Raw genomic sequence first — 25,893 nt, forward strand, 5'->3', positions numbered from 1 at the left:
GATTGCCTCCTGGGTATGTTTTTAGTGGTTAAAAACATTGTACCGTAAAGAGGCGTTCATATGGCCTTTTTGCTTTTACACAATTATATGGACTTTATCTATTTTGGATAAAGAGAAAGCTAAATAAAAGTTACTATTATCAAAAAGATAAATTTAATTTAAAAAAATAGAACTTATAAAAAACAACAAACTAAGCCCTTTATATCAAGGCTCATTTTTTCATACTATAAATCGAGGAAGATTCAGATTTCTTGAATCCTTATACTGACGGTGAAGGAAGGATAAATATGAAAAAGCGAGGGTGATGATGATGAGAGAAGGAAAAGCTAGAAAAAAACATTTGTTTATAATTAACAATTTATTGGTCATTTTTGTCATGACTATTCAAATACTCCTTTTCACAGGTGTAGAAGTGATGGCCAATAATAATAGGACAGATGAAACACGGAGTTCAGTCAAACTGGAATGGGAGTCCAATTCAAGTCAGCAAGCTGAAAAAGCCGCAGTAAGAAAGAAAAAGAAGACTAAATCAAACAGTCATACTTCGGATGATAAAGATGAAGAAATTAGTGGATATTCAGAGCAAGAAAAAAGGTACACAGCTAGTAAAACGTTAAAAACAGACAGTTCTGCTGATAAAAAAGTACCCAGCCAAGCTTCAGATGAAAAAGACTCAAGTGATATAAAGGAAACACTCAAGTATATGAAAGAAGATCCTCCTTTAGAAGAAAACTTTATAGCTGAAAAGCTCAAATTTTCCACAATGTCATCCGTGGTGGAAGAACTGACTGTTAATGGGGCTCTTTATCGTTGCTGGTCGGATGGAAAGGCCGGGCTAGTCAATGGAAATGGGATTGCTCAAGGAATATTTACTGTTCCAAACTCAGTTGGCGTAGCCGGAAGAAATTATGACGTGGTTCATATTTATAAAGAAGCATTTGAGGGCAACACTAAAATAACTGGGCTACAATTCAATGCAAATTCAAATATAGAGTTAATTGAAGAAGCTGCGTTTTTCAATTGTCCGAATTTGGCAGGAACAATCTCGTTTGCAAATTGTCCTAAGCTAAAAACGCTCCAAAAACAGGCTTTTAGTGGTTCTCCAAAAATAACGGGAATCACTTTCGGGGCTAACTCAGCTATGCACACTGTTGGTGAATATGCTTTTCGGAATTGCGATGGACTAGAAGGTAAAACTGTCACTATTCCCGATAGTATGAGGAATATGGGTTATTATGCCTTTGTTAATGATACGAATAGGTATAAAGAACTATTGCATAAAAAAATTGCTAAGTTGACAGGGTCACTTCCTAATTTGGAGGTCGCTTCAATTCCATTACCAGAAGAAGCAAAGCAGTACGAGAGCAAAGTGGATAGCACGGAAGACAAGACATTATTACATAAGGGTGCTAAATGGACAAACGAAGATCGTACGACGGCTGAAATTCGGTTGGACTATGGCTATAACTATGATCGATTGGCAAATCTAGATATTGTATTTGTAGTAGACAATAGTGGATCAATGACTTATCCAACACCAGTAAAGGATGCTAACGGAGTTCTACACAATTTTCCACAAGCGTTCCTGACTGAAGATATTCTAGGTGATGCGGCAAAGATGCTCTTAGAAACGGATAAGTCTGGATATGATAATCGGATGTCATTAGTTGCATTTGGTGGAGGAAATACACCAATTTATAAAACGGGCTTTCTAACAACTTCTACAGAAATAAAAGATCAATTACGAAAGTATCCCGTGACGAAGCATGAAATGACGAACTATAACGCAGGGCTACAGGGTGCTATCGATGTTTTGACAGCGGCAAAAGATCCGAATCGTTCTCAAGCAGTCATATTCTTAAGCGATGGTGCTCCATCAGACGGAAATACAGGGATTAGTCAGGCTGACAAGTTGAGAGAGCAAGGAATCAATGTCTATCCTATTGCCATGTATTTTGAAAAAGAAATGTCACCACAATCATTAAAAGATATTTCTTATGACAAAAAGACCACCTATATTGCCAATGATACTGAATCCTTTGAAAAAATCATGGCTGAAGTAATTGAGGATGTCGTAAATCATGCGGAGCCTTTGGATGTCCAAATCGAGGACATCCTCTCCGACAAGTTTGAGGTTCAGACGGGGAATGATGATCTGGATTATGAATTGTCACCAGATGGAGGCAAGGTCACACGTCAAGGACAAAAGATAACTTGGAATTTGGAAGGCTGTGCGCAAGGTGTTGCTCATACGTTAAAAATCAAAGTAAAAGTCAAAAAAGGAACGGAATTGTCTGCAACTGGCGTATTAGCGACGAATGACTCTATGGGGGCTACAAATGGAAGTATTGAGTCGGAGGAACAACCGCAACTGGATCGATATTTGGCTCATCATCGCTTTGAAAATGATGCTGATCCAAATGCGAGTCTGCCAGAGGAAGTGATGGAAATACTTCCAGGCACAAAGGGTGGATATGGAAAAGGTCAAAGAATTTTAGCGACAAGCATTGGTCAAAGTGAGGTAAAAACGAAAGATGGACGAACCTGGAAGTTTGTTGGCTGGGACGAAGACGATAAAACAATTGTCGATAGGGATGTCACTTTTGTTGGTAAATGGAAATTTACTGGGTATGATTTTAGCTTTATCAAACTAGATAACGACGGTCAGGGACTGCAGGGAGCTGAATTCAGTTTATATGCGTGGAAAGGTATCAATGATCCGAAAGATAGTGACTTAGCCATCGCAGAAACGATTGCAGCTGGTAAATGGAAACTGCTTGATACGAAGGACAGTCAGCAAAATGGGCGTGTTGATTTCTATGTTCCAGCGGAAGAAGGAAAATACTTCCAACTAGTGGAGACGAAAGCTCCGACTAGCTATGCGCGGCCGCAGGGGCAGTGGCGCTTCACCTTCGATGTAACGGGCTACATTGAAAACAATCAATTGGTTGGTATTGGCGGACAGAACAATGCGTTGCCGCCGCCTTTTGAAGTCATTCAAGAAGGTGATTTCAAAGGATTTCTTGCAGTGAAAAATGAAGCTGTCGAAGGTCAATTGCCGGCAACAGGCGGGGAAGGACTAGTGACCTTCACAAAAAAAGCCACCACCATATGTTCTTTTGGCTTGGTACTGTGCTGCCTATATCTGTTCATCAACAAAAAGAAAAGCTAAACCTTTAAAAAGAAAGTAACTTGATTTGCACTAACTTGTTGCTTTCTTTTTCTCTTTATCAAGAATTTAGGAATGAGAATAATAGAACCTGTAAAGCAAGGTTCTTGGGACCTTCCTACAAATCGAGGAAGATTCAGATTTTTTGACTTCGTATACTAATATTATAGAAGCAATCAGAACAGGAGAGTGAGAAAAGTAGAAAACCTGATTAATAAAATACAAAAAACAAATTGATCTCTAGAATAGAAAAATTGATCTTTAGTTAATGACACGTATCCACTAATAACTCAATCATCAGTAAAAAAACAGATAAAAGATAATTAGATAAACTTTCTTTTAAGTACATATGTTATCAGCCATTGAGGAGTAATTTTGTGTAGACACGATGTTTTTTTTTAGAGAAAATGGAGTATGTAAATAATTATTTTGTTATATATCTACTGATTTAAATTATAACCATTAACAGTTGCTATTTTCAAAAGAAAGGGGAGAGACGATGAAACTAGTAGAAATCCATAAACAGAGAATTGCTTCATTGCTGGATGAAGGATTAAAGAATCCTGTTGTATTAATCGAGGCCCCCCATGGCTATAGTAAGCGTGAGCTTGTTTATCAATATGTTCTGGAAAGAAAGGTCAATTTTGCTTGGTTGCGTCTGCGCCAAATGGACAATTGGTTGTTTTTTAACTGGAAACATTTGATTAAGGAACTAAATAAAACTCTGGCTAAGCACGAGGGTGACGATGTTAAGTTGGATCAACCGGCATCAATCGGGCAAATCCCTGAGTTTATAGACGGGTTTGAAAAAGCGTTGGTTAATAGTCTGCCGATCGTACTGGTAATCGATGATTACAGCATTCTGAAGGATGAACAAGTTTGCTTTTTCTATGAAAGCTTGATCGAAGCAAACATCTACAATTTGCATTTGCTGATCATTAGCAGTGAAAAAATTGCGTTAGAGGATCATTGCTCGAAAAGTAGCATAAAATGCTTTTTTATTGGAAAAGATGAACTGAAACTCACACCGTTGGAAACGAAGGAGTATTTCGCGAGCAATCAAGTATGTTTGACCATCCAACAAGCAGAAAAACTAACTGATAAATGGCAGGGCTGGCCGCTGCCGATCTTGATGCTGGCAAAAGATCATCGTGGCATCGCTGAGCTGGAAGAAAGTCCTACCGATAAAGTACAACTGTTATTCTTTTTCCATTATTTTAACAGCTATTCAAAAAAAGTCAGAAACATGCTGGTACGGATGTCGTTGATCATGGAAACACCATTGGAGGTTTTCGATTTTTTGGAAGAGGATGAAAAGAAAATGATCGAGAATAATCCTTTAATTTATTGCGATACCGTCAATGGAATCTTCACCCTACAAATTGATTATAAGAAATTTTTGGAGAGTCGTCAGATATTGTTAAGTGAAGAAGAGAAGCTGGACACTTACCAGAAGACTGGACTGATTTTTATTGAGCGGGAGCAGCTCGAGGATGCTATCCCGCTATTGATCCAAGCCACCGATTATGATCGTGCAATTGATCTGATTTGGCAGCTGTTGAATCAATACATTGATTTCTCCAGAATTCAATTTCTCTTTCAGCAATCGAGTCAGCTACCGCAGGTTTATTTGTCTGAACATCCACGAGCTATTTTACAGCAGGCATGTCTGCTGATCTTTCTTGGCGAGCAAAAAAAAAGTCAAAGCCTTTTGCATTCACTTATTAAATCTTTTGACTCAGGAAAATTTCAAGACAGTGAAGTAGTCGGTGAGGCTTATTATCTGCTGTTTCAAATTGCACGGATGGATGGAATCGAAAACATCGTTGACTACGCTCAATCAGCTAGTCATTATTTACCAAACGGTACTCGTTATTGGAAAGATCCTGTGGCGGTCCTGATCAAAGCGTTAAAAATTCGTTTTCCAGCCTATGATGAAGACCAACCTAATCAGCTGTCAATGGCAAAAGAAACTTTCAAGACAATCAATCCATATATGACTAAGATATATGGTGGCAAAAATGTTCATTTGGACCTGCTTTGTGAAGCTGAAATAGATTTTTACACGTATCGACTAAAAGATGCACGAATCAAACTGCTGGAGTTATTACATTTAGCTGAAAAAGAGCAGATCATCGAAATGGTTCTTTTGGTTCGGCAGTATCTATTGCGAATCGATCTGCTAAAGGGGAATTTGACTGGAGCAGATGAACAGATGAGTCAGATCGAAGCGTTGATCAAAGAAGGAGAGCGGTATCAATATAATGGTTTCATGGCTCGTTCAAAAAGTATGATGGCCCTGTGTTTGCGTGATCCCGACAATGTCCATATTCGCATCAAAAAAAATTCCATCAAGCAAGAATCAAAATGGGAGCTTACGCGGAATGGTTTGACGCAGGCCCGCTATTTAATCCATGATCATCGCTATGAAGACGGGATCGCTTTGCTGAATTATCTTCAAGACGCTTATGGTCCATATGATGGCTATTGGATGGCGATCCTGTATGTGAAGATTTTTCGTGCGATTGCTTATGCACGGATTGGGAGACAAGATCTGGCGATAGGCGACCTTCATGACGCGTATCGCATGACCAAAGGGTACAATGTCATCACTCCTTTTATTGAAGGTGAAGTAGATATGCGGTATCTGATTGATATTGCAAGAGAAGAGGCTGCAGACCGATTTGATAAAGAATGGTTGGATACCATCTTTACGAAAGCAAATAATCTTTCACGGCAAATCACGCAACAGCGCAAACAAAAGCATGCAGCTGAAAAGACGATCGAGTTAACACCGCGAAGGATTGAGATATTGCAGGACCTGTCCAAGGGATTGACTGCAATCGAGATCGCTGATAAAAGGAATATCAAAGAAAGCACTGTACGCACACACATTAAAAATATCTGTAATGATCTTGGTGCAATCAATCGGACCAATGCCGTCCAAATAGCCGCATCTAAAGGAATAATTTAAATAACAAAAAAGGAAAAGAATCTCACGCTGGATTCTTTTCTTTTTTTACGTAGATTTGAGAAAAACTTAAGGAATAAATAGCTTCTTTTTGTAACTATACTTAAGAGTCTAAGTCATTGATTTAGTAATATTACTGTTCTTGTTAATCATGGTAAGAGCCTTTTTAATTGTAAGTCTTTCAAAAGGTTAAATAATTAATAAAAAAACATTATTGTGACTAATTAAACTACTTTGTTGTCAAAAACGAATTTTTATTTAAAAAAAAAGAATAGATAAATAATGTGATTATAAAGCCTTCTCAAGAAAAAAATAATAGATCGTCACCCGAATGGATGAAGAGATTACATTACTATTTTTTTATACTGTCATTAGAAAGGAATAAAAATTGAAAGAGAGAAGGGGATGAAAAATGAAACAAAAAAAGAGAAATAGAAGATTTTTCGAGTCTTTTCTCGTAGTGGCGGCAGTGATACTGGCTGCCCAAATATTACTTTCTTTTCCATTAGAGACTTTAGCAAAAAAGACGACCTCGACAAGTACGGAGAGCATCTATTTACTAGATAATAAAGCAGACTCCGCATTAACTGAAAAGGGAGTAAATGGTTCGAAAAAAGGAATCATATTACAAAGAGAGCAGTCGAAATCTACAAAAACCGAGAGTGAAGAATCGAAAAGTTCAAAAAAAGAAGAATCAACTGGAACCTCAGAAACAAAAGAAAGTAATACAAAGGAAAGTACGAAAGAAGAGAACAAAGAAAAAAGCAGTAAAAATGATATCTCTTTATTTGCAGTAAGCGAGCCCACAGATTGGAATTATGGAGGATTAAAATATCAACTTTGGCCTGATGGAAATGCTGGAGTTAAAGGTTTTAGTGGTAGTCCGACAGCGACAGTTACGATACCGCCCACTGTTTATTACAATGGAACGACTTATAAAGTGGTAGATATTTACGAATATGCCTTCTATAACCTGACTCAAGTTACAAAACTAACTTTTCAAGCAGGAAACAATATTCGAAGTATACATAAATTCGCATTTGCTAATACAAAATTGACAAGCATTGATCTCTCAAACTGTCTTAATTTGTTGGAAATTCGAGATGAAGCTTTCTCTGGTTGTCGACAAGCTACTTCATTAAAATTTCCTACTGGAGCAAAATTATGGGAAATCGGGGTACAGGCTTTTCGTAACTGTGATGGTTTACATAAGAAAGTTTTGACAATTCCCGATACGGTAAGAAGCATTAAAGGTGGAGCCTTTATGCTGGACACTGGATTCTCTTTCGGAGAAGTTCACCATAAAAAGGTCGCAAGTGTAACAGGAGACCTTCCTAGCTTAGAAGTTGAACCTGTCGACTTGCCAGAAGAAGCGAAGACTTATGAAAGTAAAGTAGATAGTAGTCAAGATAAAACATTGCTGCACAAGGCTGCAAAATGGACAAATGAAAAACGAACAACCGCCGAAATCCGTATAGATTATGGATACGACTTTGATCGTATAGCAAATTTAGATATTATTTTTGTAATAGATGGTAGTTCTTCGATGACAGCCCCAACTAGGGCAACAGATTCACAGGGAGTTGAGTATTCGTATCCCCGGGGATTTTTGACCGATGATATTGTTTATGATGCCTCGAAGATGCTGATGGATAAGAAAATGAATGGGTATGATAACAGAGTAGCACTGGTTGGTTTTGAAGAGTCAGACACTCCGATATTCAAAAGTAATGGATTTATTGACAATTCGGATGATGTTAAACAGTTTATCATTGAAAATAATGCCATTACTAACGGATTTACAAACTATAACGCTGGTTTGCAGGGAGCGATTGATATTCTGGATCAATATCAGACTGAAGGTCGCACACCAGCGATAATTTTTCTGAGCGATGGAAACCCAGATCCGAGTCACTTAAATGGTATTACACAAGCCAATGCATTGAGGGCTAGAGGTGTGAACGTCTATCCAGTAGCAATTTATACAGGCGGTACTGTTACACAAGCGTTAAAAAACATCTCCTTTGATGGAGAGACTGCTTATATCGCTGATGATACTGAAGCTTTTGAAAAGATCATGAAGGAAGTTTTGTATGATGTCATCAATCATGCGGAACCGCTAGAGGTTCAGATCGAGGATGTTCTGTCAGAAGAATTTGAACTTCTGACTGGTGGACAGGCAGATTTTGATATTTCCCCAGATGGCGGACAAGTTAGTGTAAACCCTAATGGTCGAAAGTTTACTTGGGACCTGAGAGGTTGTGCTCAAGGAGTCGCCCATACGTTAAAAATCAAAGTCAAAGTCAAAGAGGGAACAGAACTAACGGCAACGGGTGTCTTGGATACAAATGATTCGATGGGAGCAACAGATAATAGCATTAGATCTGTCGAGCAACCTAAGCTGGAACGTTACTTAGCTCATCATCGCTTTGAAAATGCGGATGATCCGAACCTATCATTACCAAGTGAGGTGATGGATCTGCTACCTGGAACAACAGGAGGCTATGGGAAAACTGAAGAGGCGACGGCAAGCACGATAAATCCAACCGAAGTTAAAACGGCAGATGGTCGTACCTGGAGATTTGAAGGATGGGATACTAACAAAAAGGAGATTGTAGATGGTGATGTGACTTTTGTTGGGAAATGGAAGTTTATCGGCTATGATTTTAGTTTTATCAAGCTAAACGATGAGTATCAAGGCTTGGTAGGGGCAGAATTTAGCTTGTATGCTTGGAAAGGAGCGAATGATCCGACCGATAGTGATTTAGCCAATGCGGAATCCATCGCGGCTGGGAAATGGAAACTGCTCGATACGCAGGTCAGTCAGAGTAATGGTCGTGTGGATTTCTATGTGCCAGCTGAAGAAGGTAAGTTTTTCCAATTAGCTGAGACCAAAGCACCAACTAGCTATATGACACCTCAGGGTCAGTGGCGCTTTACTTTTGATAATAACGGCTATATCACAAATAACACGTTAACTGGCATTGGTGGTCAAAATAATAATCAGCCGCCGCCATTTGAGGTGATTCAAGCAGGAGAGTTTAGCGGATTCCTAGGAGTCCATAATGAAGCTTCTGGTGGACAATTACCTGCGACCGGCGGATCGGGAACTCGATCAGCATTTACTATTAAAGCAATTGCATTGTGGGTGATCGGAACTATATTTAGCGGCATATTCTTATTTATCAATAGAAGAAAAAAAGCAGCTTAAACTGCGCAAACTTAAGCTTCCCCATTGATCTTATGCTAAAATAAAACTAGAGGAAGGTGGTTTTTTACAAGTGGATAATCAGCGTAAAAAAAGAATAGATGCTTTAATCGAAAAAGGCTTAAAAAAACAGGTAGTCTTAATTGAAGCTGCTCCTGGATATGGCAAAAGTGAGTTAGTACGCCAATTTTTGAAAGAAAAAGCGATTGACTATTCTTGGTTGCGCTTAAGGCAGATGGACAATTGGTTGTTTTTCAACTGGCAACAGCTGATTAAATCTTTAGTAAAAATATTGCCTATGTCTCAAAAATTTCTGCAATTAGAAGTACCTACAACAGTCGGTCAGATTGCTGAATTAATCGAACTGATTAAACAATTCGGCAACAAGAGACGAGTGCTGGTGATTGATGATTATAGTATTTTACAGAACAACCATATTCAGTTTTTATATGAAAGCTTGATCGAAGCTAATTTTTCCAGCTTGAGCTTGATTATCATCAGTAGTCGAAAAACGAATCTTTCAGCAGTCTGTAATCATAGTAATGTCGATTATTTAAGTATCAACGATCAGGATCTGTGTTTCACACCAGAAGAGACCAGACAGCTTTTCGAGGATAATCAATATGAATTTTCTCTTCAACAATTAAATGGAATCAACGAGCGATGGCACGGATGGCCGTTAGCGCTGTTAACAGTAGTTGACGATAACCTACCACTTGAAAAAATCTTGTCAAAGTCCAACCCATTGAAACCAATCAACGAGTTATTCTTTACACAGTTCTATGAAAATTACCCGAAGTCAATCAGGAGTGCATTAATCAAATTATCATTGCTGGAAAAAATTCCGCTAGAGCTTTTATCCGCATTACAGTTGTCTGATGAGGAAAAAGAGATCATTAAGCATAATCCATTCATCTCTCATGAACTTGAATCAAATGGCTTAGTTCTTCATAATGCCTATAATGATTTTTTAAAGGAATGGCAAAATCTACTAACGGAAGAAGAACGGCGAGAAGTTTTTAAATTTGGCGCTGAGATTTTTAGTCAACGTGACCAATCGGAAGAGGCATTGCCGCTTTGTTTGGAATGTGGAGATTATGATTTGGCTATCACACTGATCTGGAAAATGCTCTCAATGTTTTCAGATTTTTCAAAAGCACAATTTCTTTATCATTATATTATGCAGATTCCTACAAGTTATTTTGCTCTTCGTCCAACCGCAGAGTTATTACAAATATATCTGCTTTGCTTAATGAATGAAGTAGGAAAAGCTGAAGAACTATTGAAACCATTGATTGAGCGGATGGAAAAAATGGAAAATTTAGATACAGAGATTTTAGGAGAGTGTTACTTTTTACTTTCGCAAATAGAACGTATGAACGGTGACGACCATCATATAGAATTGCTGCGTCTTGCTAGTTCTTATTTACCCAATGGTAGTCAAATTTGGGGGGATCCGATCCCAGTGCTTTTGAAGGCTCCTTGGGTCCGATTTTCACATCACGCTGGCAGTTCAACGAACAAATTAGAAAAGACGAAGCAATTTTATGAAGAAGCTAACTCATATTATACCAAGATTTATCGCGGAAAGAATACTCATATAGAAAAGGTCAGTGCTGCCGAAATTGCTTATTATCACTATGATTTAGAGGAAGCACGTGTGAAGTTGTTAGAAATACTTTACGAGAATGAATTTAAGGAGGCTTATGAGGCTCAATTCTTGGCTCGATACTATTTAGTAAAGATCGCTCTGTTACAGGGAAATCTTGATGAAGCGAATAGACAAGCCAAAATGATTTACAATGTGATTCAAAAATTCAAACTCTACCAATGCAATGGCTTTTATGCACGGGTGATGGGCTTGATTCAGCTCTACTTAAACAACCTGAAGGAAATGCCCATAAGAATTGTCAATAATACGCTTGATGAGGCTGCTAGATGGGAAGTTACTCGGAACGGTCTGATACAATCAAGGTATTTGATCCAGAAAGAAGAATATAATGAAGCATTGGCCTTACTTAATTTTTTAGAGCAAGCATACAAGGTCTATGACGGTATATGGATGAATACGATCTATGTAAGAATTCTTAGGGCTATTACTTACTTGAAGCTGGGAGATACTTCGGCAGCGATAAAGGATATGCTCGTTGCTTATGAGATGACTTACGAGAACAACCTTGTAACTCCATTTATTGAATTTGGTAGTGATACGCAGCATCTTATTCAGCTTATTCGTGATGAGTGCCCGGATCAGGTCGATATGGAGTGGTTGGATTATATTTATACTAAATCGAATAGTTTTTCTAGGCGAGTAAAGCAAATAAGAAAGCAGAAAATGATTGAAGCAAGTAGTATTCAATTAACTTCTCGGCGCAAGGAAATATTGAAAGATATCGTTGAAGGCCTTTCGGTTAAGGAGATTGCAGACAAAAGAGAGATATCTGTAAATACGGTGAAAACGCATATTAAAAATATTTACACGGACTTGGGTGCTGCGAATCGCTCTGATGCCATACGAATCGCCCTGTCGAAGAAGATTGTCTAGTAATAATTGTTGAAGAAATGTTTTATAAGCATCGCAGGACTATTAAAATTAGCTGCGGTGCTTTTTTTGTGATGAAAAAATTGAAAAAGATGATTGACATGGGACGCGTCCCATAGTTTATATTCTATGTAGAGGAAGTAAGGTATGATAATGGGAGGAGGGGATTCATTTGGCAAATATTCGCGATATCGCTGAAATGACCGGCGTATCTAAGACCACTGTTTCAAGGGTGATCAATAATCATCAATATGTTTCAGAGGATATCAGAGAGAAGGTTCAGGCAGCGATCGAGAAGACCGGTTATGTGGTTAATGGCAATGCGGTGAAACTGAGTATGGGAAAAAATTACACGCTGGGCGTTACGCTGCCTTACAACAGCTCCTGCTATGATCGTCTCGTTAACAGTTTGCTGTTTCATGCGCGAGAAAAGGGCTATCAAGTTCTACTTTTGCCTACTTATTATGATGAAAAGACGGAGAACGAGTATTATTCCCTGCTGGAAAAACGAATGATCGACGGTTTGGTTTTGTCTTCCCGCGCGAGTAATTTAGACAATTGGACCAAGCTTAAATCACGAGGACGGATCGTCTCCACAGAAAAGGTCGCGAATCCTAAGATACCCATGATCTATCCCGATCGAAAGAAGGCCTATGATGCTTTATTTCAGGATTTAGCGGAACAGGGCTTTACCAAGGTTGTTTTCACAAATAAACGAGATCTCTCTCAAAGCACCAGTGCCAAAGATAAAGCTGAATGCTATGAGAAGTATTTTGGAAAAGTAGTGGAAGGACAGAATTTTTTTACGGGTGTTGAAGGCTATGACAGCGGCTATTATTGGGCAAAGGAAACCTTTAAGGTCGTGCCGATTCCTGAAGTAATCTATGCGAACGCTGATGACACAGCGGCTGGGATGATCAGCGCTTTGCAGGAATTAGGATTTACTCATAAGCGAGACTATCAAATTATTGGCGAAGGCAACCAGCCATACAGTCAGCTGCTGAATTTTTCTACGATTGATTTTTTACCGAATGAAGTGGGCTCAGCGGTGGTCGATTATATTTTATCAGATCAAGGGATGGTAAACGTGGCGCTGGAGCCACGCTTTATTAGAAGATAGCTTTTAACCAAAAAATGGATTCAAGAAAGGATAGTTAACGATGCATATTGAACACGTAGCAGTTTACACAAAGGATTTAGAAAAAATGAAGGCGTTCTATGAAAAATACTTTAACGTCAGCAGTACCGAGCTTTACCACAATAAAAAGACTGGCTTCAAATCATACTTTGTCAGCTTTGATTCAGGCAGCCGCTTGGAGCTGACGTCTAAACAGCATCTATCGAATCGTGTAGCAGAAAGTTTAGGCTATACTCACATGGCAATTTCTGTGGGAACAAAGGATGATGTCGATAACTATGTCGAACAATTCTTAGCTGACGGTTTCCCATTATTGAACGGACCGAGAACCACTGGTGACGGCTATTATGAAGCGGTGATTCAGGATCCGGAAGGCAACTTGATTGAATTGACAACAGATTAAAACTACGAGCAGCAGTCGAAGAACAATCGGCTGCTGCTTTTTGGTCGCAGAACGAGTTTAAAAATTAGTTGATAGAGATCCGAATAGTAATAGTAGTTGATAGGGGAATCAATAATTGTTAGAAGAGCTATTCAAGCTGTCACATTTTTGTGCCAGCTTATTTCTCGTGGGAAAATCCAACTGAATGATGGGAGCTTTCAACTTGCTAAATTTACAGCAATTATTAAAAGGTTGAGTAAGAAACCTAATTATACTGAAAATACGAGCTGGAAATGAAAGCCTATTCATCGCTACATTGTTAATTTTCGGTCTGGCTTATTCAGTCTGTTTTGTTTGTTTTTATAAAAATCGTTATTTAACCAGTCGATTTAAGTGATTAGATTAGTAGTTTTACCAATAATCCGTGTCGTATTTCTATTTACATAAGATTTACATTGTTTACAAAAATAAAATTTGAATCATATTGGACCTACACAATGCTTACATATACTTTAACTTGTACCAAAGAAAATTAAGGAGCTGTAATGATGAAGAAAATTTTTTCAAAGATGATTTTAGTGATGGTGGCTGCTTTAGCTGTAACAGGATTAGCAGGCTGTGGGAATGGCAATGGCAATGCGACAGCAGAACAAAAGAAAGACTCACCCTTGAAAGTTATTTTTTATCCAAATGAATCGGCTGCAGAGTTTGAAAAATCCCGGGACGCGTTAAAAGATATTATCTCTGATGCAACGGGACGCAAAGTAAAAATTGTTACGACAACGGATTACAACATTGTTATCGAGTCAATTGCAAATGGCCAAGCGGATTTGGCGTTAATGGGAGCGGAAGGCTATATCCAAGCCCACAAGAAAAACCCTGATGTGAAACCGATCGTTACCAACTCAGGCGCAAGTGGGACGCTGGAAGATGCGCTGTATTACAGTTTTATCGCGGTTAAGGAAGAAAATGAAAAGAACTATCAATCTGGCGACGGTTATACGATTGATCCTATTAAAGGAAAGACCTTCTCATTTGTTTCGAACAGCTCAACTTCAGGATTCAAGGTTCCAAGCAGCGCTATTGTAAAAGAGTTTGGCTTGAAGGACTCGGATGAGCTGATCAATGAAGGAAAATTCTTCGACAAGGTATTGTTCGGCGGTTCTCATCAAGGATCGGCTGTCAATTTACTAAAAGGCGATGCGGATGCTGCTGCATTTATGAACCTGCCGCAATATTTTGATGTGGCAGATGGTGAAGAAAACAAAACAGGAATGCTTTACCAAGTAAAAGATGATGCAGAGGCACCATTTGATACCGTCAGAGGTGAGAAAGCACGAGTTATTCTATCTACGCCAGTTCTGAATGCGCCAATTGCGGCAAATACAAAAGTAATGAGCCAAAAAGAGATTGATCAGGTAGTAGAAGCATTAACCTCAAAAGAAGTTGCGGAAAATGAAGATATCTTTGCACCAAAGGATTCAGATCAGGCAGCACTTTTCGTCAAAGAAGGCGATGAACGTTTCTTAGAGGTACAAGACAAGTTTTATGATCCCATCAGAGAACTATCAAAATAATCAGGAAGAAGTGAAAAGATGCTTTTGACAGTGAAGGATATCTCTAAGACATACAGCAATGGAAAACAGGCGTTGAAGGACGTCAGCTTTTCCGTTCATAAGGGTGAATTTGTTTCGGTGATTGGACCCTCTGGTGCCGGAAAATCCACGATGCTACGCTGTATTAATCAGCTGGTGGTGCCCGATAAAGGAGAAGTTCGGTTTAATGGAATAGATTTAATGAAAAACAACAAGAAACAGCTGCGAAAAAATCGCTGCAAAATCGGCATGATTTTTCAGCATTACAACTTAGTCAGTCGTTTGACAACGATTGAAAATGTGTTGCATGGGAGACTTGGCTATAAGTCAAGTCTCAGTGGTTCTTTAGGACAATATACCGAAGATGAAAAGAAGCAGGCCTTTCGTTTATTGAAACGAGTTGGCTTGGACAAATTCGCTTATACCCGCTGCGATGAATTAAGCGGGGGACAAAAACAACGGGTCGGGATCGCGCGAGCATTGATGCAGGAACCCGAATTGATTTTATGCGACGAACCGATTGCTTCACTAGATCCGAAGTCTTCTAAAGTGGTCATGGATTATCTAAAAAAAATCACAACTGAAATGAACATTACCTGCTTGGTCAACCTTCATCAGGTAGAGGTCGCGATCAACTACTCAGACCGCATTATTGGTGTAACGGATGGTCGGATCGTTTTTGATAATCTGCCTGAACACTTAGATTCAGAGCAAATCAACGAAATCTATCTATCAAAAGAACTACTAGTGTGAGGAAAACGATGGAAAAAGTGCAAAAAGATATTTTTACTCAAAGAAAGAAGATGATGATTTGCTTGCTGCTTTTCATTTTGATCCTCTACAGCCTTTCTGCAATGGGGATCAATTTTGATTTGCTTACATCACTTCCTTCGATCCCAGCCGGCTTTGGCTGGTTGTTTACGAATTTTATTCCCACAGAAGAATCGGTGAGCTATTTGCCAATGATAGTCTCGCGATTAATCCAGACGATTCTTATGTCTATTACAGCTACGGCAACAGCGGCTGTTTTCGCATTATTTATGGCGATTTTTGGGTCTCGAGAAACAGGTATCCATCCTGTAGTAAAAGCCTTGGCACACATAGTAGCAAGTTTCTTTCGGAATATGCCGATCGTGGTTTGGGCGATGATTTTACTCATCAGCTTCAAACAAAGTGAGTTCACTGGGTATTTAGCGATTTTCTTTTCTACCTTTGGCTATTTGACTCGTTCATTTATGGAGACGATTGATGAGGTGGCCGGCAGTACGATTGAAGCATTAACAGCAACAGGCGCATCCTTTTTTCAAATTGTTTTTCAAGGTGTTTTGCCGATGGTCGGCAGCCAGCTGATTAGCTGGGTTCTTTTTCTAATTGAAAACAATATTCGTGATGCTACCCTGGTAGGAATTTTGACTGGTACGGGAATCGGCTTTTTGTTTGATCTCTACTACAAGAAATTCGAATACGATATTACAGGAATGATCATATTGACAATCATTGTCGTGGTGATCGGGCTTGAACTATTTTCAAATACAGTTAGGAGGATCATTATCTAATGGAAACACCTCAGGAAGAAGCCGTTTATCCGTTATCCCCAAATTTAGCGGAGAGTATCCATATTCTTCGCAGTCGCAGGAAAAAAATAAAAATTCGTCTATGGGGAAAGAATCGTTTGATTCTTTGGGGATTGATGCTGGCACTTTTAGTCATTTCTGTGCTGACATTTGCCACGATGGACTATGGCGATGTTGTTGTGATTGAGGCGATCAAACAGTTTTTTGCCGATATTCGACGCATCTTTCTTCAGCCTCATTTATCTGGCCGCTTTTCATTGGTATCGCTGGTTGAAGCGCTGGGTATTACGATCGGTTTGTCGATTGTGACAACATTGTTGGGAGCGATAGTCGCGTTCTTTCTCAGTCTACTTGCCGCCTGCAATTTGTCATCGAAAAGATTATCGACTGTGATACGAGTGGTGATGTCCTTTATTCGTGCAGTTCCCACTATATTATGGGTATTGATTTTCTCGATTATTATCGGACTGGGTTCCAATGCGGCAGTCATCGGGATGCTTTTTCACAGTGTTGCTTATTTAACGAAGGTTTATTCAGAAAGTATCGAGGAGATGGACGAGGGAGTCATCGAAGCGCTAAAGGCTAGCGGTGCGACTTGGTGGCAGATTGTCTTTCAGGTGGTTCTGCCATCCTGTATCACGGCTTTGCTTTCTTGGACATTCATTCGCTTTGAAATCAATTTTACCAATGCAATCGCAGTCGGAGCGGCAGCTGGAGCTGGCGGATTAGGGTTTCAATTAGCGATGGCTAGCGGCTTCTACTTTGATTTGCACGAAATTGGTGTCATGGTCTACATGGTGTTAATCGTGGCTGCGGCATTAGAGCTGATTTCTATGAAGCTTCGATCCAATTATATTGTGAAAAATTAGGAAAGAACGAATCAGGATAATGAAAGGATATTGTATGAGACGAAAAGAACGAACATGGGTACTGGTGGAGGATCAAACAACGATGACTGAAGAATTAGCTGCGCAGGCAAGAGCTCTTTTTAAAGTAGAGATCCGCGAAACACCACGATTAATGCTGATTATGAATAAGGTCAGAGAGTCTGCTCAGAATTCGCTATTTTATGGCGGAGAGACTTTGGTTACCAGAGCCAGGGCGAGCATTCAGAATAAAAACGGCTTAGGAATCATTTGCGGAGAAAATTATCAAAAGGCGCTTGACCTAGCGGTTATCGACGCAGCATATGATCAGCTCTCCGATTCGGTAAAGGCTCAATGGGATACACTCATCCTACAGCATAAGGAGCTGATTCTAAAAGAGCTGAAGCATCAACAATATTTGATTGATCAAACAAAAGTTTCCTTTGAAGTGATGGAAGTGGAGGAGTAGACATGATTCATGAGACACAACAAGTATTTCGAACTTTGGTCCACTTAAACTCCTATGTTGGTGAACGCGGACAACTAGAAGAGCTTCAGGCTACTGAACCAATTACATCAGGCATATATCTTTTAGCAGCCACCCTTCTAGATCAGGAAGTAAGCTTTTCTACTTTAGGGATTGATGCAGCAAAGGAAGCCTACATCCAGCAAGAATTTCGCAGTTATCCGACTACAGTTTCTGATGCGGATTTTATATTTGTTGGAGCGGCGGCTCTTGATGAAAAGATAGTAGAGCTGCGACAAGCTAAGATTGGTGATTTGATTGATCCGCAAAAATCAGCAACGATCATTGTTGAGCTGGACTCGCTGTCGACTGAGGGAATTCACTATCAGATTGAAGGCCCCGGAATCAATGATCAAAAAAATATTGAGCTGCCTGCACAATTGACAGAGCTATTGCGTGTTCGGAAAGAGTTGAATCGGGAATATCCTTTAGGGGTCGATTTAATTCTGATTGATAAGCAGCTGGTGATCATGTGTATTCCCAGAACCACATTGATCAAGGAGGTAGCGTAAATGGCTTATGTTGCAGTCAAAGGTGGACAAGAAGCGATCGAAGCAAGTCTCAAGCTGCTGGAATACCGCAAAATCGAACATGGCGATCAGCTTCAAATCGCAGCGATCGAAGCAAATATGAAATTATTGGTCGACCAGGTCATGAGTGAGGCGTCACTCTATGCCCCTAATTTAGCCGCACGTGCTCTACGGCAGGCAGAAGGCTCTGTTGAAGAAGCGGTATTTCTGCTTAGGGCTTATCGTTCCACCTTAGAACGGATGGGGTATTCAGAAATTATTGATACTGCTAAAGATATGCTGGTTCAGAGAAGAATTTCAGCGGCCTTCAAGGATATTCCCGGTGGTCAAATGCTGGGGGCAACCTATGATTACATGCATCGTCTAATCGACTTTTCGGATGAGGATGAGCATCACGAACAGGTGCAGCAGCTGCTTGCCGAATTTGCTTCGGAAGGGAATGACTTCAAAACAGCAGAGCTAAGAAAATATGAAAAAGTTTCGGATTATTTGCAGAATCAGGGCATACTGAATAAGCTGCCAGAGGATAATACTGAACCGATCGATATGACGAAAAAGGTCCTGGAATTTCCAACCAAGCGAAGCGAACGGCTGCAAATTCTCAGCCGAGGAATGTCCCAATCCTTAATGGCCTTCGCGTATTCGATCATTCGCGGATATGGTGCTGCACATCCGACTGTCGGCGAATTACGAGTTGGGAATGTTCCTATTTATTACGCGGATGAAAATGATTCAGATGATCCTTACTATCTCGGAAAAGTAGAAATAACCGAAGCTGAGATGTATATCCCTAAGACCGTTAAGAAAAACGGTAAGGAGGAAATGGAGATTGAAATCGGCTATGGATTTGTTTATGGCAGAAATGAAACAAAGGCTATCTCAATGGGAATATTGGATTATGGATTAGAAGAAGGGAACAAGGAACTGCCGACAGGTGATGAGGAATTTGTTCTCTATCACATTGACAGCATTGAATCGACAGGCTTTTTGTCCCATTTGAAGCTTCCTCACTATGTCACCTTTCAATCCAAACTGGATAGTATTCGTAAAACGCACGAGCGAGGTGAGGACTGATGGAACAACAGTATAATTTTGCATTCTTTGATGAAGGGTCAAAACGTGAAATTCGTCGCGCAATTTTAAAAGCGATCGCTATTCCTGGTTATCAAGTCCCTTTCGGTTCAAGAGAGATGCCAATTGGTCGCGGATGGGGAACAGGTGGACTGCAGGTAACTCTATCACTAGTCGGGAAAACGGATATTCTAAAAGTTATCGACCAAGGAAGTGATGAGAGCGTCAATGCAGTTAATATCAAAAAGTTAATTCAAAAAACAACAGGAATTGGCTTAACCTCCGATACTGAAATGGCCTCTCTCATCCAATCGCGTCACCGGATTCCAGAGAAGAAGTTGAAAAAAGGACAAATCCTAGTTCTTCAGGTTCCAGTATGTGAGCCGTTGCGTTCCTACGAACCAAGTGAATATATCACCAAGCGGTTGCATGCTGATAAGGAGTACACCGGTGCTTGGCTGATGCTGTTCGATCAAATCATGCGCTATGGTGTCACGACGACTGGAGCGGAACATCCTGTCATTGTAAATGACCGTTACTTGATGACTCCTTCGCCGATTCCGCGTTTTGATAATCCTAAAATGCTGGAGAATGAGGGGTTGATTTTATTAGGTGCAGGTCGGGAAAAGAAGATTTTTGCTGTTCCTCCCTATACAAAAGTGAAATCGATTGATTTTGAAGATCGTCCATTCGCGATTGAAGATTTCTCTGAAATAAGTTGTCATTTATGCGGAACAAAGGGTGTCTTTATGGATGAATTGTTCGATGAAAATCATCAGGTGGTTCATCAATGCAATGACACGAGCTTATGTACTGAGAGGAGAAATCGAACACGATGATTATTCACGACTTTGAACGCGAAGAACCGATTTTATCGATTGAACATCTGAATAAACAGTATGGAAAAGGCTGTTCTCAATGTCAGAATGCTGCAACTAGAAAACTAGAAAAAAATTATTGTCCAGCATGCGGAACCGTTTATGCCTGTCGAGATATTTCCATTGATCTATTCAAGGGAGAAATTGTTGGAATCGTAGGTGAATCCGGATCAGGAAAATCAACTTTGATGAGATGTTTGTACTTTGATGAGGAGCCTACCTCTGGGACCGTTTCAATCAGTGAGCCTGAGATAGAGAATATCTATGCATTATCCTCTCAGGCGCAGCGTAAATTAAGAAATGAGTTCTTTGGGATGGTCTATCAAAATCCCTATCTTGGATTAAAAATGAATTTCTCTGCGATCGCAAATGTGGCAGAAAAAATGATCGCCAGTGGAAATCGCAATGTATCAGAGATGCAACAGATCGGCGGCAATTTACTAGAAGAGGTCAATATTCCGCAGTTTCGGATGAAGGAAGCGCCAAAGGCTTTTTCTGGCGGCATGCAGCAGCGAGTCCAAATTGCCAAGGCACTTTCAACCAATCCACCGATTCTTTTTCTGGATGAGGTAACTACCGGGCTGGACCTCTCTGTTCAAGCGGTAGTATTAGATATCATCAAAAAAATCCAACAGGAATACCAAGTCAGCATGTTGGTTGTCTCCCATGATTTAGGTGTGATTCGGATGCTTGCGCAGCGGACCTATGTCTTGCTTGGCGGAGAAGTGATCGAAAGCGGCTTGACTGATCAGATTCTTGAAGATCCGCAGCATACCTATACACAGCAGCTTGTGTATTCATTACTTTAAAAAAGGAGCAGGACGATGTATGTAATAACAAATGGAAAAATTGTCACTCAGGCAGGAGTGGTTGAACATCATTCCATTCTAATTGAAAATGAAAAAATCATTGATATTAGAAAAGATAGCGCGCTGCCTAAAAAAGATTGCAACCTCATTGTTATTGATGCAAGAGGTGGGTGGATTATGCCGGGATTTGTAGATCTCCATTCCGACTACATTGAAAAAATCGCTGCTCCGCGACCAACCTCCTTGATCGACTTCGAGCTGGCTCTATACGAGGCAGAGCGAGAACTTTTGACTCATGGAATTACAACGATGTTTCATTCCTTAAGTTTAAGCGGAAAAACAGTATTCAAAGAAAATCCAATCCGCAGCAGCGATAATGTGATCAGATTATTGGACCTGATCAGTGAGAGCAACCACAAGGCGCATCTCATTCATCATCGGATGCATCTACGCTATGAGATTGATAACTTTTCACAGCTTGAATTAGTCAAATCACTTTTAAAAACAGGTAAAATACAGCTTTTCTCGCTGATGGATCATACTCCTGGTCAAGGGCAATACCGTGACTTGGAAACCTATCGCTTGATTCTGGCGGGATACCATGACGGAGATACTCAGAAGACTAATCATATTCTAGCCAATGCAATGACAGCAGAAAAGCTGACACTGGAGGATTTGACGGAGCTTGCGGCAATTGCTCATGAAAACGAGATCCCTGTTGCCTCACATGATGATGACTCGTTAGAAAAATTAGACATCGTTGAGCAGCTTAACAGTTGTATTTCCGAATTTCCGATTACCTTAGAAATAGCCGTGGAAGCAAAGGCTAGAGGGCTGTCTACTGTTGGCGGTGCACCGAATGTTCTGCTTGGAAAATCCCACGCTGGCAATCTGTCAGTCAAAGAAGCGGTCAAAGTAAACTTGATCGACATTTTATGCAGTGATTATTATCCCGCAGCCATGCTCCATGCAGTATTCACTTTATGGAAAGAAGGAATCGTGGAACTCCATGAAGCTGTCAAATTAGTGAGTGAAAATCCAGCGAAGGCCGTCGGTATTGATCATGAGGTTGGGAGCATCACTACTGGAAAAATGGCGGATTTGCTGATTGTTGATTACGCCGGAAACAAGATCCCAGTAGTTACACATACATTTGTAAAAGGAGTTTTAGTGAATGAAACAACTTACAGAATATAGAACCGAAACAAAGGCTGGCTCAGTGGGCGACACAATGCTGACTACTCCGCTTATACAACTAAAGAGTGTTTCAAAAAGCTTTATTTTACACAATGTAAATAAAAAAGTCTCCGGCTGCCAAAACATCAGCTTCGCAGTCGAAAAGGGTCATTTTGTCGGTATCACAGGAAAAAGCGGCAGTGGTAAATCAACGATTTTACGTTGCATTTATCGCACCAATCTGCCACAAGCAGGGCAAATACTTTACCAATCTCCGCTATTTGGTTCGGTCGACTTGGCTCAATTAGATGAACGCAGGATTTGTCAAATCAGGCAATATGAAATCGGCTATGTATCGCAATTCTTACAAACATTGCCCCGCATCACAGCGTATGATATTGTATATCGTTCCGCATTAGAAGCAAATGATACTGAAAAGAATGCACACAATGAAACAAAGAGAATTCTGAACCATTTTGAAATCAAAGAAGAGCTTTGGCCGCTTTTTCCCAATACATTTTCTGGTGGCGAAAAATTGCGCTTGAACATTGCAAAAGCGATGGTAAAACGACCGAATCTGCTTTTACTCGATGAACCAACGGCGTCATTGGATCAGCATTCAAAAGAAAAAGTTAGAGAACTGATTGAACAATTAAAGATTTCTGGTACAACTATGATTGGTATCTTTCATGATCTGGAATTTATGGAAGGCTTATGTGATCAAGAATTTAATATTCAAGAAGGTTCATTTATTTAGTTATTAATCAAATAATCACACTTTAAGAGGGAGGAACTATGAAGGCCGATCTTCATGTACATAGTTGCTATTCAGATGGGACGTTTTTACCTAGCGAACTATTAACTGTAGCAATTAAAAATAAAATCTCCGATATTGCAATAGTGGATCATGATACATTCGCGGGAACAGACGAATTGAGGGACGTTTTTGCTCAATCACCAGTCAATTATATAGAAGGAATCGAGATTAGTGCCTACGATTTCAAAAGAAATCGGAAAGTTCATATCTTAGGATATGGAATAAAATTTCCTGAATACGTCGAAAAAATTTGTGCCCCTTTGCTGGAAAGACGTACTGCCAACACACTAAAGCAAGTAAAAAAGATTCAATCTGTCGGGTATGAAATCGAATTAGAAGAAGTGATGAAAAAAGCGCAGAATTCAACGGCTGTCTATAAACAGCATGTTATGGATACATTAATAGATAAAGGCTACGAGACAGCCATTTACGGGCCTATCTATTACCAGTTATTCAAAAATAATGGGGTAGCTGAAATGGACATCGAATATGTGGATGTTTTCAAAGCGATTGAGGCGGTCAAATTAGGCGGCGGCTTAGCAGTCGTAGCCCATCCAGGTCAATTAGATAGTTATGATCTCATTGAAGAGCTAGTTTCTTTTGGCTTGGATGGAATCGAGAAATATCATCCAGATCATAACCTAAAAGATCAACGCAGGGTCCAACAATTGCTTGAAAAATACAATCTGAAATGCTTTGGCGGTTCTGATTTCCATGGAGAGTACGGACCAGACTTTTTTGGTGAATCTCAAATTAATGATGCTCGTGAGTTTCCTGAATGTCTGCGGTTGAATAGCTATGTAAAATAATACAACAGCTTTGGTTAATCATAACAATAAAGTTAGCCATTCCAAACGTTCATAAGAGAATCATCTTTGGACTACGATGAAATTAAAGTTGATTTCTCTCTCTTCGTTTTGTTATACTGTTGGGGAAAATAAATCAAACACCTATATAACGAATGGAGTATGTTTTGTGAGTGTCACAGGTATCTAATCAATAAGCTGAATAGCCGAATGAACGTTGTTTTATTTGGTGTGCTTGTAGAAGTGATATCTGTCGAATGAATCGTATTTTTGTATTCTCAAGGCGATAGTATGACTATCGTCTTTTTTGTCTATTTTTTAGGTGAAGAATTTATTTTCGAGGCAGATATCTCTGGAAAAAACGAATATCTAAAAAGGAGAATGGTCTATGCTATCGGAAGTAAATGTATTTCACATGAATAGGAGAAAAAAGAACATGAAATTAGGAGAAAAACAACTATATGAATTCAAACACTATCGGAAACGACCCAGCTGAAACAATCGCACAAATTACAGCTGTTTATAAAGATTTATTTGAAATCTCCACTGAAAAAGGTCAAGGCTTCGCCAGAGTCAAGCGTGGACGCTATAATAATAAACAAGAAGCTTATCCAACTACTGGTGATTATGTCGCCGTTGATTGGCGAGGAGCGGATCAAAGTATTATTTTACGAACGCTGCCGCGAACGTCAGCGTTGTCCCGGCTAGATTCTTTTAATGGCAAAGAACAAATGATCGCGGCCAATTTTGATTATATTTTCATCATGCAATCGTTGAATCATGACTTTAATCTACGGCGTATGGAACGCTATCTGACACTTGCTTGGCAATCAGGCGGAGTACCAATTATCTTGTTAACTAAAATGGATCAGGTAAAAGGTTATTCTGACCAACTCAAGGCGACACAAGAGATTGCCTTGGGAGCAGATGTTCACGCAATCAGTGCGCAAACAGGTGAAGGAATTGCCGAACTAGAGCCATATTTTCAATCAGACAAAACAATCGTATTGGTAGGTTCCTCTGGAGTAGGAAAATCTACCTTAATCAATCGCTTATTAGGAAAAGAAGTGATGGAGACACAGACGATTCGCGAAAAAGATGGCCGCGGCCGTCATACGACGAGCCATCGCAAATTATTTACGTTGGATAATGGAACGAAATTGATAGATACTCCCGGGATGCGTGAAGTTGGCATGTGGGATGTTCGTCAAGGTCTGGAAGAAAGCTTTGCGGATGTTGAAGCGTACTTTGGCAAATGCAAATTCAACGACTGTCGCCATCAAAGTGAGCCGGGCTGTGCCGTCAAAGAAGCGTTGCGTAATCAAGAACTATCGCCAGATCGTTGGGAAAGCTATTTGAAGCTTCATGCAGAAGCAAAATATACTAATGATAAAACGGCTTATTTACGAGAAAAAGAGATCTGGCTGAAAGATATCAGTAAATTTGTGCGCCAATTAAAAAATAATTATCAAATGAATGCCTGTACCGAAAGTTTTATTTGCCAAGAATGTGGCATGTCGGCGAATCCAGAAAGTGCCGGCAGTCAGCATCGCAACCACTGTCCACATTGTTTGGTTAGTCTCCATGTAGACAACCGGCCAGGCGATCGTTCCTCTTTATGTAAAGGAAAGATGGAACCGATTAGTATTTGGTCAAAAGCAGATGGCGAATGGGCCATCATTCATCGCTGCCGAGATTGTGGGACGCTAAAAACGAATCGCGTTGCTGCGGATGACAATCAGAAGTTGTTGATCGGCTTAGCTGAAAAAGCCTTGAAGCATCCGCCGTTTAAATTAGGATAAGAAGAAGCCACTCAGATTTTTTTCTGAGCGGCT

General features: G+C 39.9%; 19 protein-coding genes. All 19 read left to right on the top strand.

The annotated features are described in order from the left end of the window. The first annotated feature begins 415 nt into the window (after nt 1-415). The 19 genes from E6139_RS08350 (at nt 416) to rsgA (ending at nt 25,860) form a co-directional block, all read left to right on the top strand. The gene (locus E6139_RS08350; RefSeq protein WP_316402602.1) at nt 416-3,172 is read left to right on the top strand and encodes an SHIRT domain-containing protein; all 2,757 of its coding nucleotides are present in this window, start codon (nt 416-418) and stop codon (nt 3,170-3,172) included. A 496-nt stretch (nt 3,173-3,668) separates the two neighbouring features. Further along, nucleotides 3,669-6,143, top strand: coding sequence for a LuxR C-terminal-related transcriptional regulator (locus E6139_RS08355; RefSeq protein WP_316402603.1), 2,475 nt, complete (start codon nt 3,669-3,671; stop codon nt 6,141-6,143). 409 nt (nt 6,144-6,552) lie between these two features. Next, nucleotides 6,553-9,351, top strand: a complete 2,799-nt coding sequence (locus E6139_RS08360; protein ID WP_316402604.1) for a leucine-rich repeat protein — start codon at nt 6,553-6,555, stop codon at nt 9,349-9,351. Nucleotides 9,352-9,421: 70 nt separating this feature from the next. Further along, nucleotides 9,422-11,893: a LuxR C-terminal-related transcriptional regulator gene (locus tag E6139_RS08365; RefSeq protein ID WP_316402605.1), complete on the top strand. Its 2,472-nt coding sequence runs from the start codon at nt 9,422-9,424 to the stop codon at nt 11,891-11,893. A 169-nt stretch (nt 11,894-12,062) separates the two neighbouring features. Then, nucleotides 12,063-13,010 carry a LacI family DNA-binding transcriptional regulator gene (locus E6139_RS08370; protein WP_316402606.1) on the top strand — a complete coding sequence of 316 codons (948 nt, stop codon included), beginning with the start codon at nt 12,063-12,065 and terminating at the stop codon, nt 13,008-13,010. Between the two features lie 40 nt (nt 13,011-13,050). After that, nucleotides 13,051-13,431, top strand: coding sequence for a VOC family protein (locus tag E6139_RS08375; protein ID WP_316402607.1), 381 nt, complete (start codon nt 13,051-13,053; stop codon nt 13,429-13,431). A gap of 527 nt (nt 13,432-13,958) precedes the next feature. Then, the gene (locus E6139_RS08380) at nt 13,959-14,987 is read left to right on the top strand and encodes a phosphate/phosphite/phosphonate ABC transporter substrate-binding protein (protein ID WP_316402608.1); all 1,029 of its coding nucleotides are present in this window, start codon (nt 13,959-13,961) and stop codon (nt 14,985-14,987) included. Between the two features lie 18 nt (nt 14,988-15,005). After that, entirely contained in the window at nt 15,006-15,758 is a 753-nt protein-coding gene (gene phnC, locus E6139_RS08385) for a phosphonate ABC transporter ATP-binding protein (RefSeq protein WP_316402609.1), read from the top strand. Between the two features lie 8 nt (nt 15,759-15,766). Further along, a complete protein-coding gene (phnE, locus tag E6139_RS08390; RefSeq protein WP_316402610.1) occupies nt 15,767-16,561 on the top strand; it encodes a phosphonate ABC transporter, permease protein PhnE in 795 nt (264 codons plus the stop codon). Next, nucleotides 16,561-17,448 carry a PhnE/PtxC family ABC transporter permease gene (locus E6139_RS08395; protein ID WP_316402611.1) on the top strand — a complete coding sequence of 296 codons (888 nt, stop codon included), beginning with the start codon at nt 16,561-16,563 and terminating at the stop codon, nt 17,446-17,448. Before phnE ends, E6139_RS08395 begins: the two co-directional genes overlap by 1 nt. Nucleotides 17,449-17,482: 34 nt before the next feature. Further along, on the top strand, nt 17,483-17,914 hold the full coding sequence (locus E6139_RS08400) for a phosphonate C-P lyase system protein PhnG (protein ID WP_316402612.1): 432 nt from the start codon (nt 17,483-17,485) through the stop codon (nt 17,912-17,914). A 2-nt stretch (nt 17,915-17,916) separates the two neighbouring features. After that, nucleotides 17,917-18,483, top strand: a complete 567-nt coding sequence (gene phnH / locus E6139_RS08405) for a phosphonate C-P lyase system protein PhnH (RefSeq protein ID WP_316402613.1) — start codon at nt 17,917-17,919, stop codon at nt 18,481-18,483. Beyond that, nucleotides 18,484-19,575 (top strand): carbon-phosphorus lyase complex subunit PhnI, encoded by a 1,092-nt coding sequence (locus tag E6139_RS08410; protein ID WP_316402614.1) that lies wholly within the window; start codon nt 18,484-18,486, stop codon nt 19,573-19,575. Next, nucleotides 19,575-20,411, top strand: coding sequence for an alpha-D-ribose 1-methylphosphonate 5-phosphate C-P-lyase PhnJ (locus E6139_RS08415; protein WP_316402615.1), 837 nt, complete (start codon nt 19,575-19,577; stop codon nt 20,409-20,411). The genes E6139_RS08410 and E6139_RS08415 overlap by 1 nt, the downstream gene beginning before the upstream one ends. After that, the gene (locus E6139_RS08420; protein ID WP_316402616.1) at nt 20,408-21,259 is read left to right on the top strand and encodes an ATP-binding cassette domain-containing protein; all 852 of its coding nucleotides are present in this window, start codon (nt 20,408-20,410) and stop codon (nt 21,257-21,259) included. Before E6139_RS08415 ends, E6139_RS08420 begins: the two co-directional genes overlap by 4 nt. 15 nt (nt 21,260-21,274) lie before the next feature. After that, a complete protein-coding gene (gene phnM, locus E6139_RS08425; RefSeq protein ID WP_316402617.1) occupies nt 21,275-22,456 on the top strand; it encodes a phosphonate metabolism protein PhnM in 1,182 nt (393 codons plus the stop codon). Beyond that, the gene (locus tag E6139_RS08430; RefSeq protein WP_316402618.1) at nt 22,434-23,192 is read left to right on the top strand and encodes a phosphonate C-P lyase system protein PhnL; all 759 of its coding nucleotides are present in this window, start codon (nt 22,434-22,436) and stop codon (nt 23,190-23,192) included. The genes phnM and E6139_RS08430 overlap by 23 nt, the downstream gene beginning before the upstream one ends. A gap of 38 nt (nt 23,193-23,230) precedes the next feature. After that, on the top strand, nt 23,231-24,061 hold the full coding sequence (locus E6139_RS08435; protein ID WP_316402619.1) for a PHP domain-containing protein: 831 nt from the start codon (nt 23,231-23,233) through the stop codon (nt 24,059-24,061). 458 nt (nt 24,062-24,519) lie between these two features. Beyond that, entirely contained in the window at nt 24,520-25,860 is a 1,341-nt protein-coding gene (gene rsgA / locus E6139_RS08440) for a ribosome small subunit-dependent GTPase A (protein ID WP_316402620.1), read from the top strand. Nucleotides 25,861-25,893 lie beyond the last annotated feature (33 nt).

Source organism: Enterococcus sp. (genome assembly GCF_032555305.1).
GTDB lineage: Bacteria > Bacillota > Bacilli > Lactobacillales > Enterococcaceae > Enterococcus_A.

Bases quoted from the DNA above. Each gene is read 5' to 3' on its own strand.
- E6139_RS08350 (WP_316402602.1), top strand. From the start codon at position 416: ATGGCCAATAATAATAGGACAGATGAAACACGGAGTTCAGTCAAACTG.
- E6139_RS08355 (WP_316402603.1), top strand. From the start codon at position 3,669: ATGAAACTAGTAGAAATCCATAAACAGAGAATTGCTTCATTGCTGGAT.
- E6139_RS08360 (WP_316402604.1), top strand. From the start codon at position 6,553: ATGAAACAAAAAAAGAGAAATAGAAGATTTTTCGAGTCTTTTCTCGTA.
- E6139_RS08375 (WP_316402607.1), top strand. From the start codon at position 13,051: ATGCATATTGAACACGTAGCAGTTTACACAAAGGATTTAGAAAAAATG.
- E6139_RS08380 (WP_316402608.1), top strand. From the start codon at position 13,959: ATGAAGAAAATTTTTTCAAAGATGATTTTAGTGATGGTGGCTGCTTTA.
- phnC (WP_316402609.1), top strand. From the start codon at position 15,006: ATGCTTTTGACAGTGAAGGATATCTCTAAGACATACAGCAATGGAAAA.
- phnE (WP_316402610.1), top strand. From the start codon at position 15,767: ATGGAAAAAGTGCAAAAAGATATTTTTACTCAAAGAAAGAAGATGATG.
- E6139_RS08395 (WP_316402611.1), top strand. From the start codon at position 16,561: ATGGAAACACCTCAGGAAGAAGCCGTTTATCCGTTATCCCCAAATTTA.
- E6139_RS08400 (WP_316402612.1), top strand. From the start codon at position 17,483: ATGAGACGAAAAGAACGAACATGGGTACTGGTGGAGGATCAAACAACG.
- phnH (WP_316402613.1), top strand. From the start codon at position 17,917: ATGATTCATGAGACACAACAAGTATTTCGAACTTTGGTCCACTTAAAC.
- E6139_RS08410 (WP_316402614.1), top strand. From the start codon at position 18,484: ATGGCTTATGTTGCAGTCAAAGGTGGACAAGAAGCGATCGAAGCAAGT.
- E6139_RS08415 (WP_316402615.1), top strand. From the start codon at position 19,575: ATGGAACAACAGTATAATTTTGCATTCTTTGATGAAGGGTCAAAACGT.
- E6139_RS08420 (WP_316402616.1), top strand. From the start codon at position 20,408: ATGATTATTCACGACTTTGAACGCGAAGAACCGATTTTATCGATTGAA.
- phnM (WP_316402617.1), top strand. From the start codon at position 21,275: ATGTATGTAATAACAAATGGAAAAATTGTCACTCAGGCAGGAGTGGTT.
- E6139_RS08430 (WP_316402618.1), top strand. From the start codon at position 22,434: ATGAAACAACTTACAGAATATAGAACCGAAACAAAGGCTGGCTCAGTG.
- E6139_RS08435 (WP_316402619.1), top strand. From the start codon at position 23,231: ATGAAGGCCGATCTTCATGTACATAGTTGCTATTCAGATGGGACGTTT.
- rsgA (WP_316402620.1), top strand. From the start codon at position 24,520: ATGAATTCAAACACTATCGGAAACGACCCAGCTGAAACAATCGCACAA.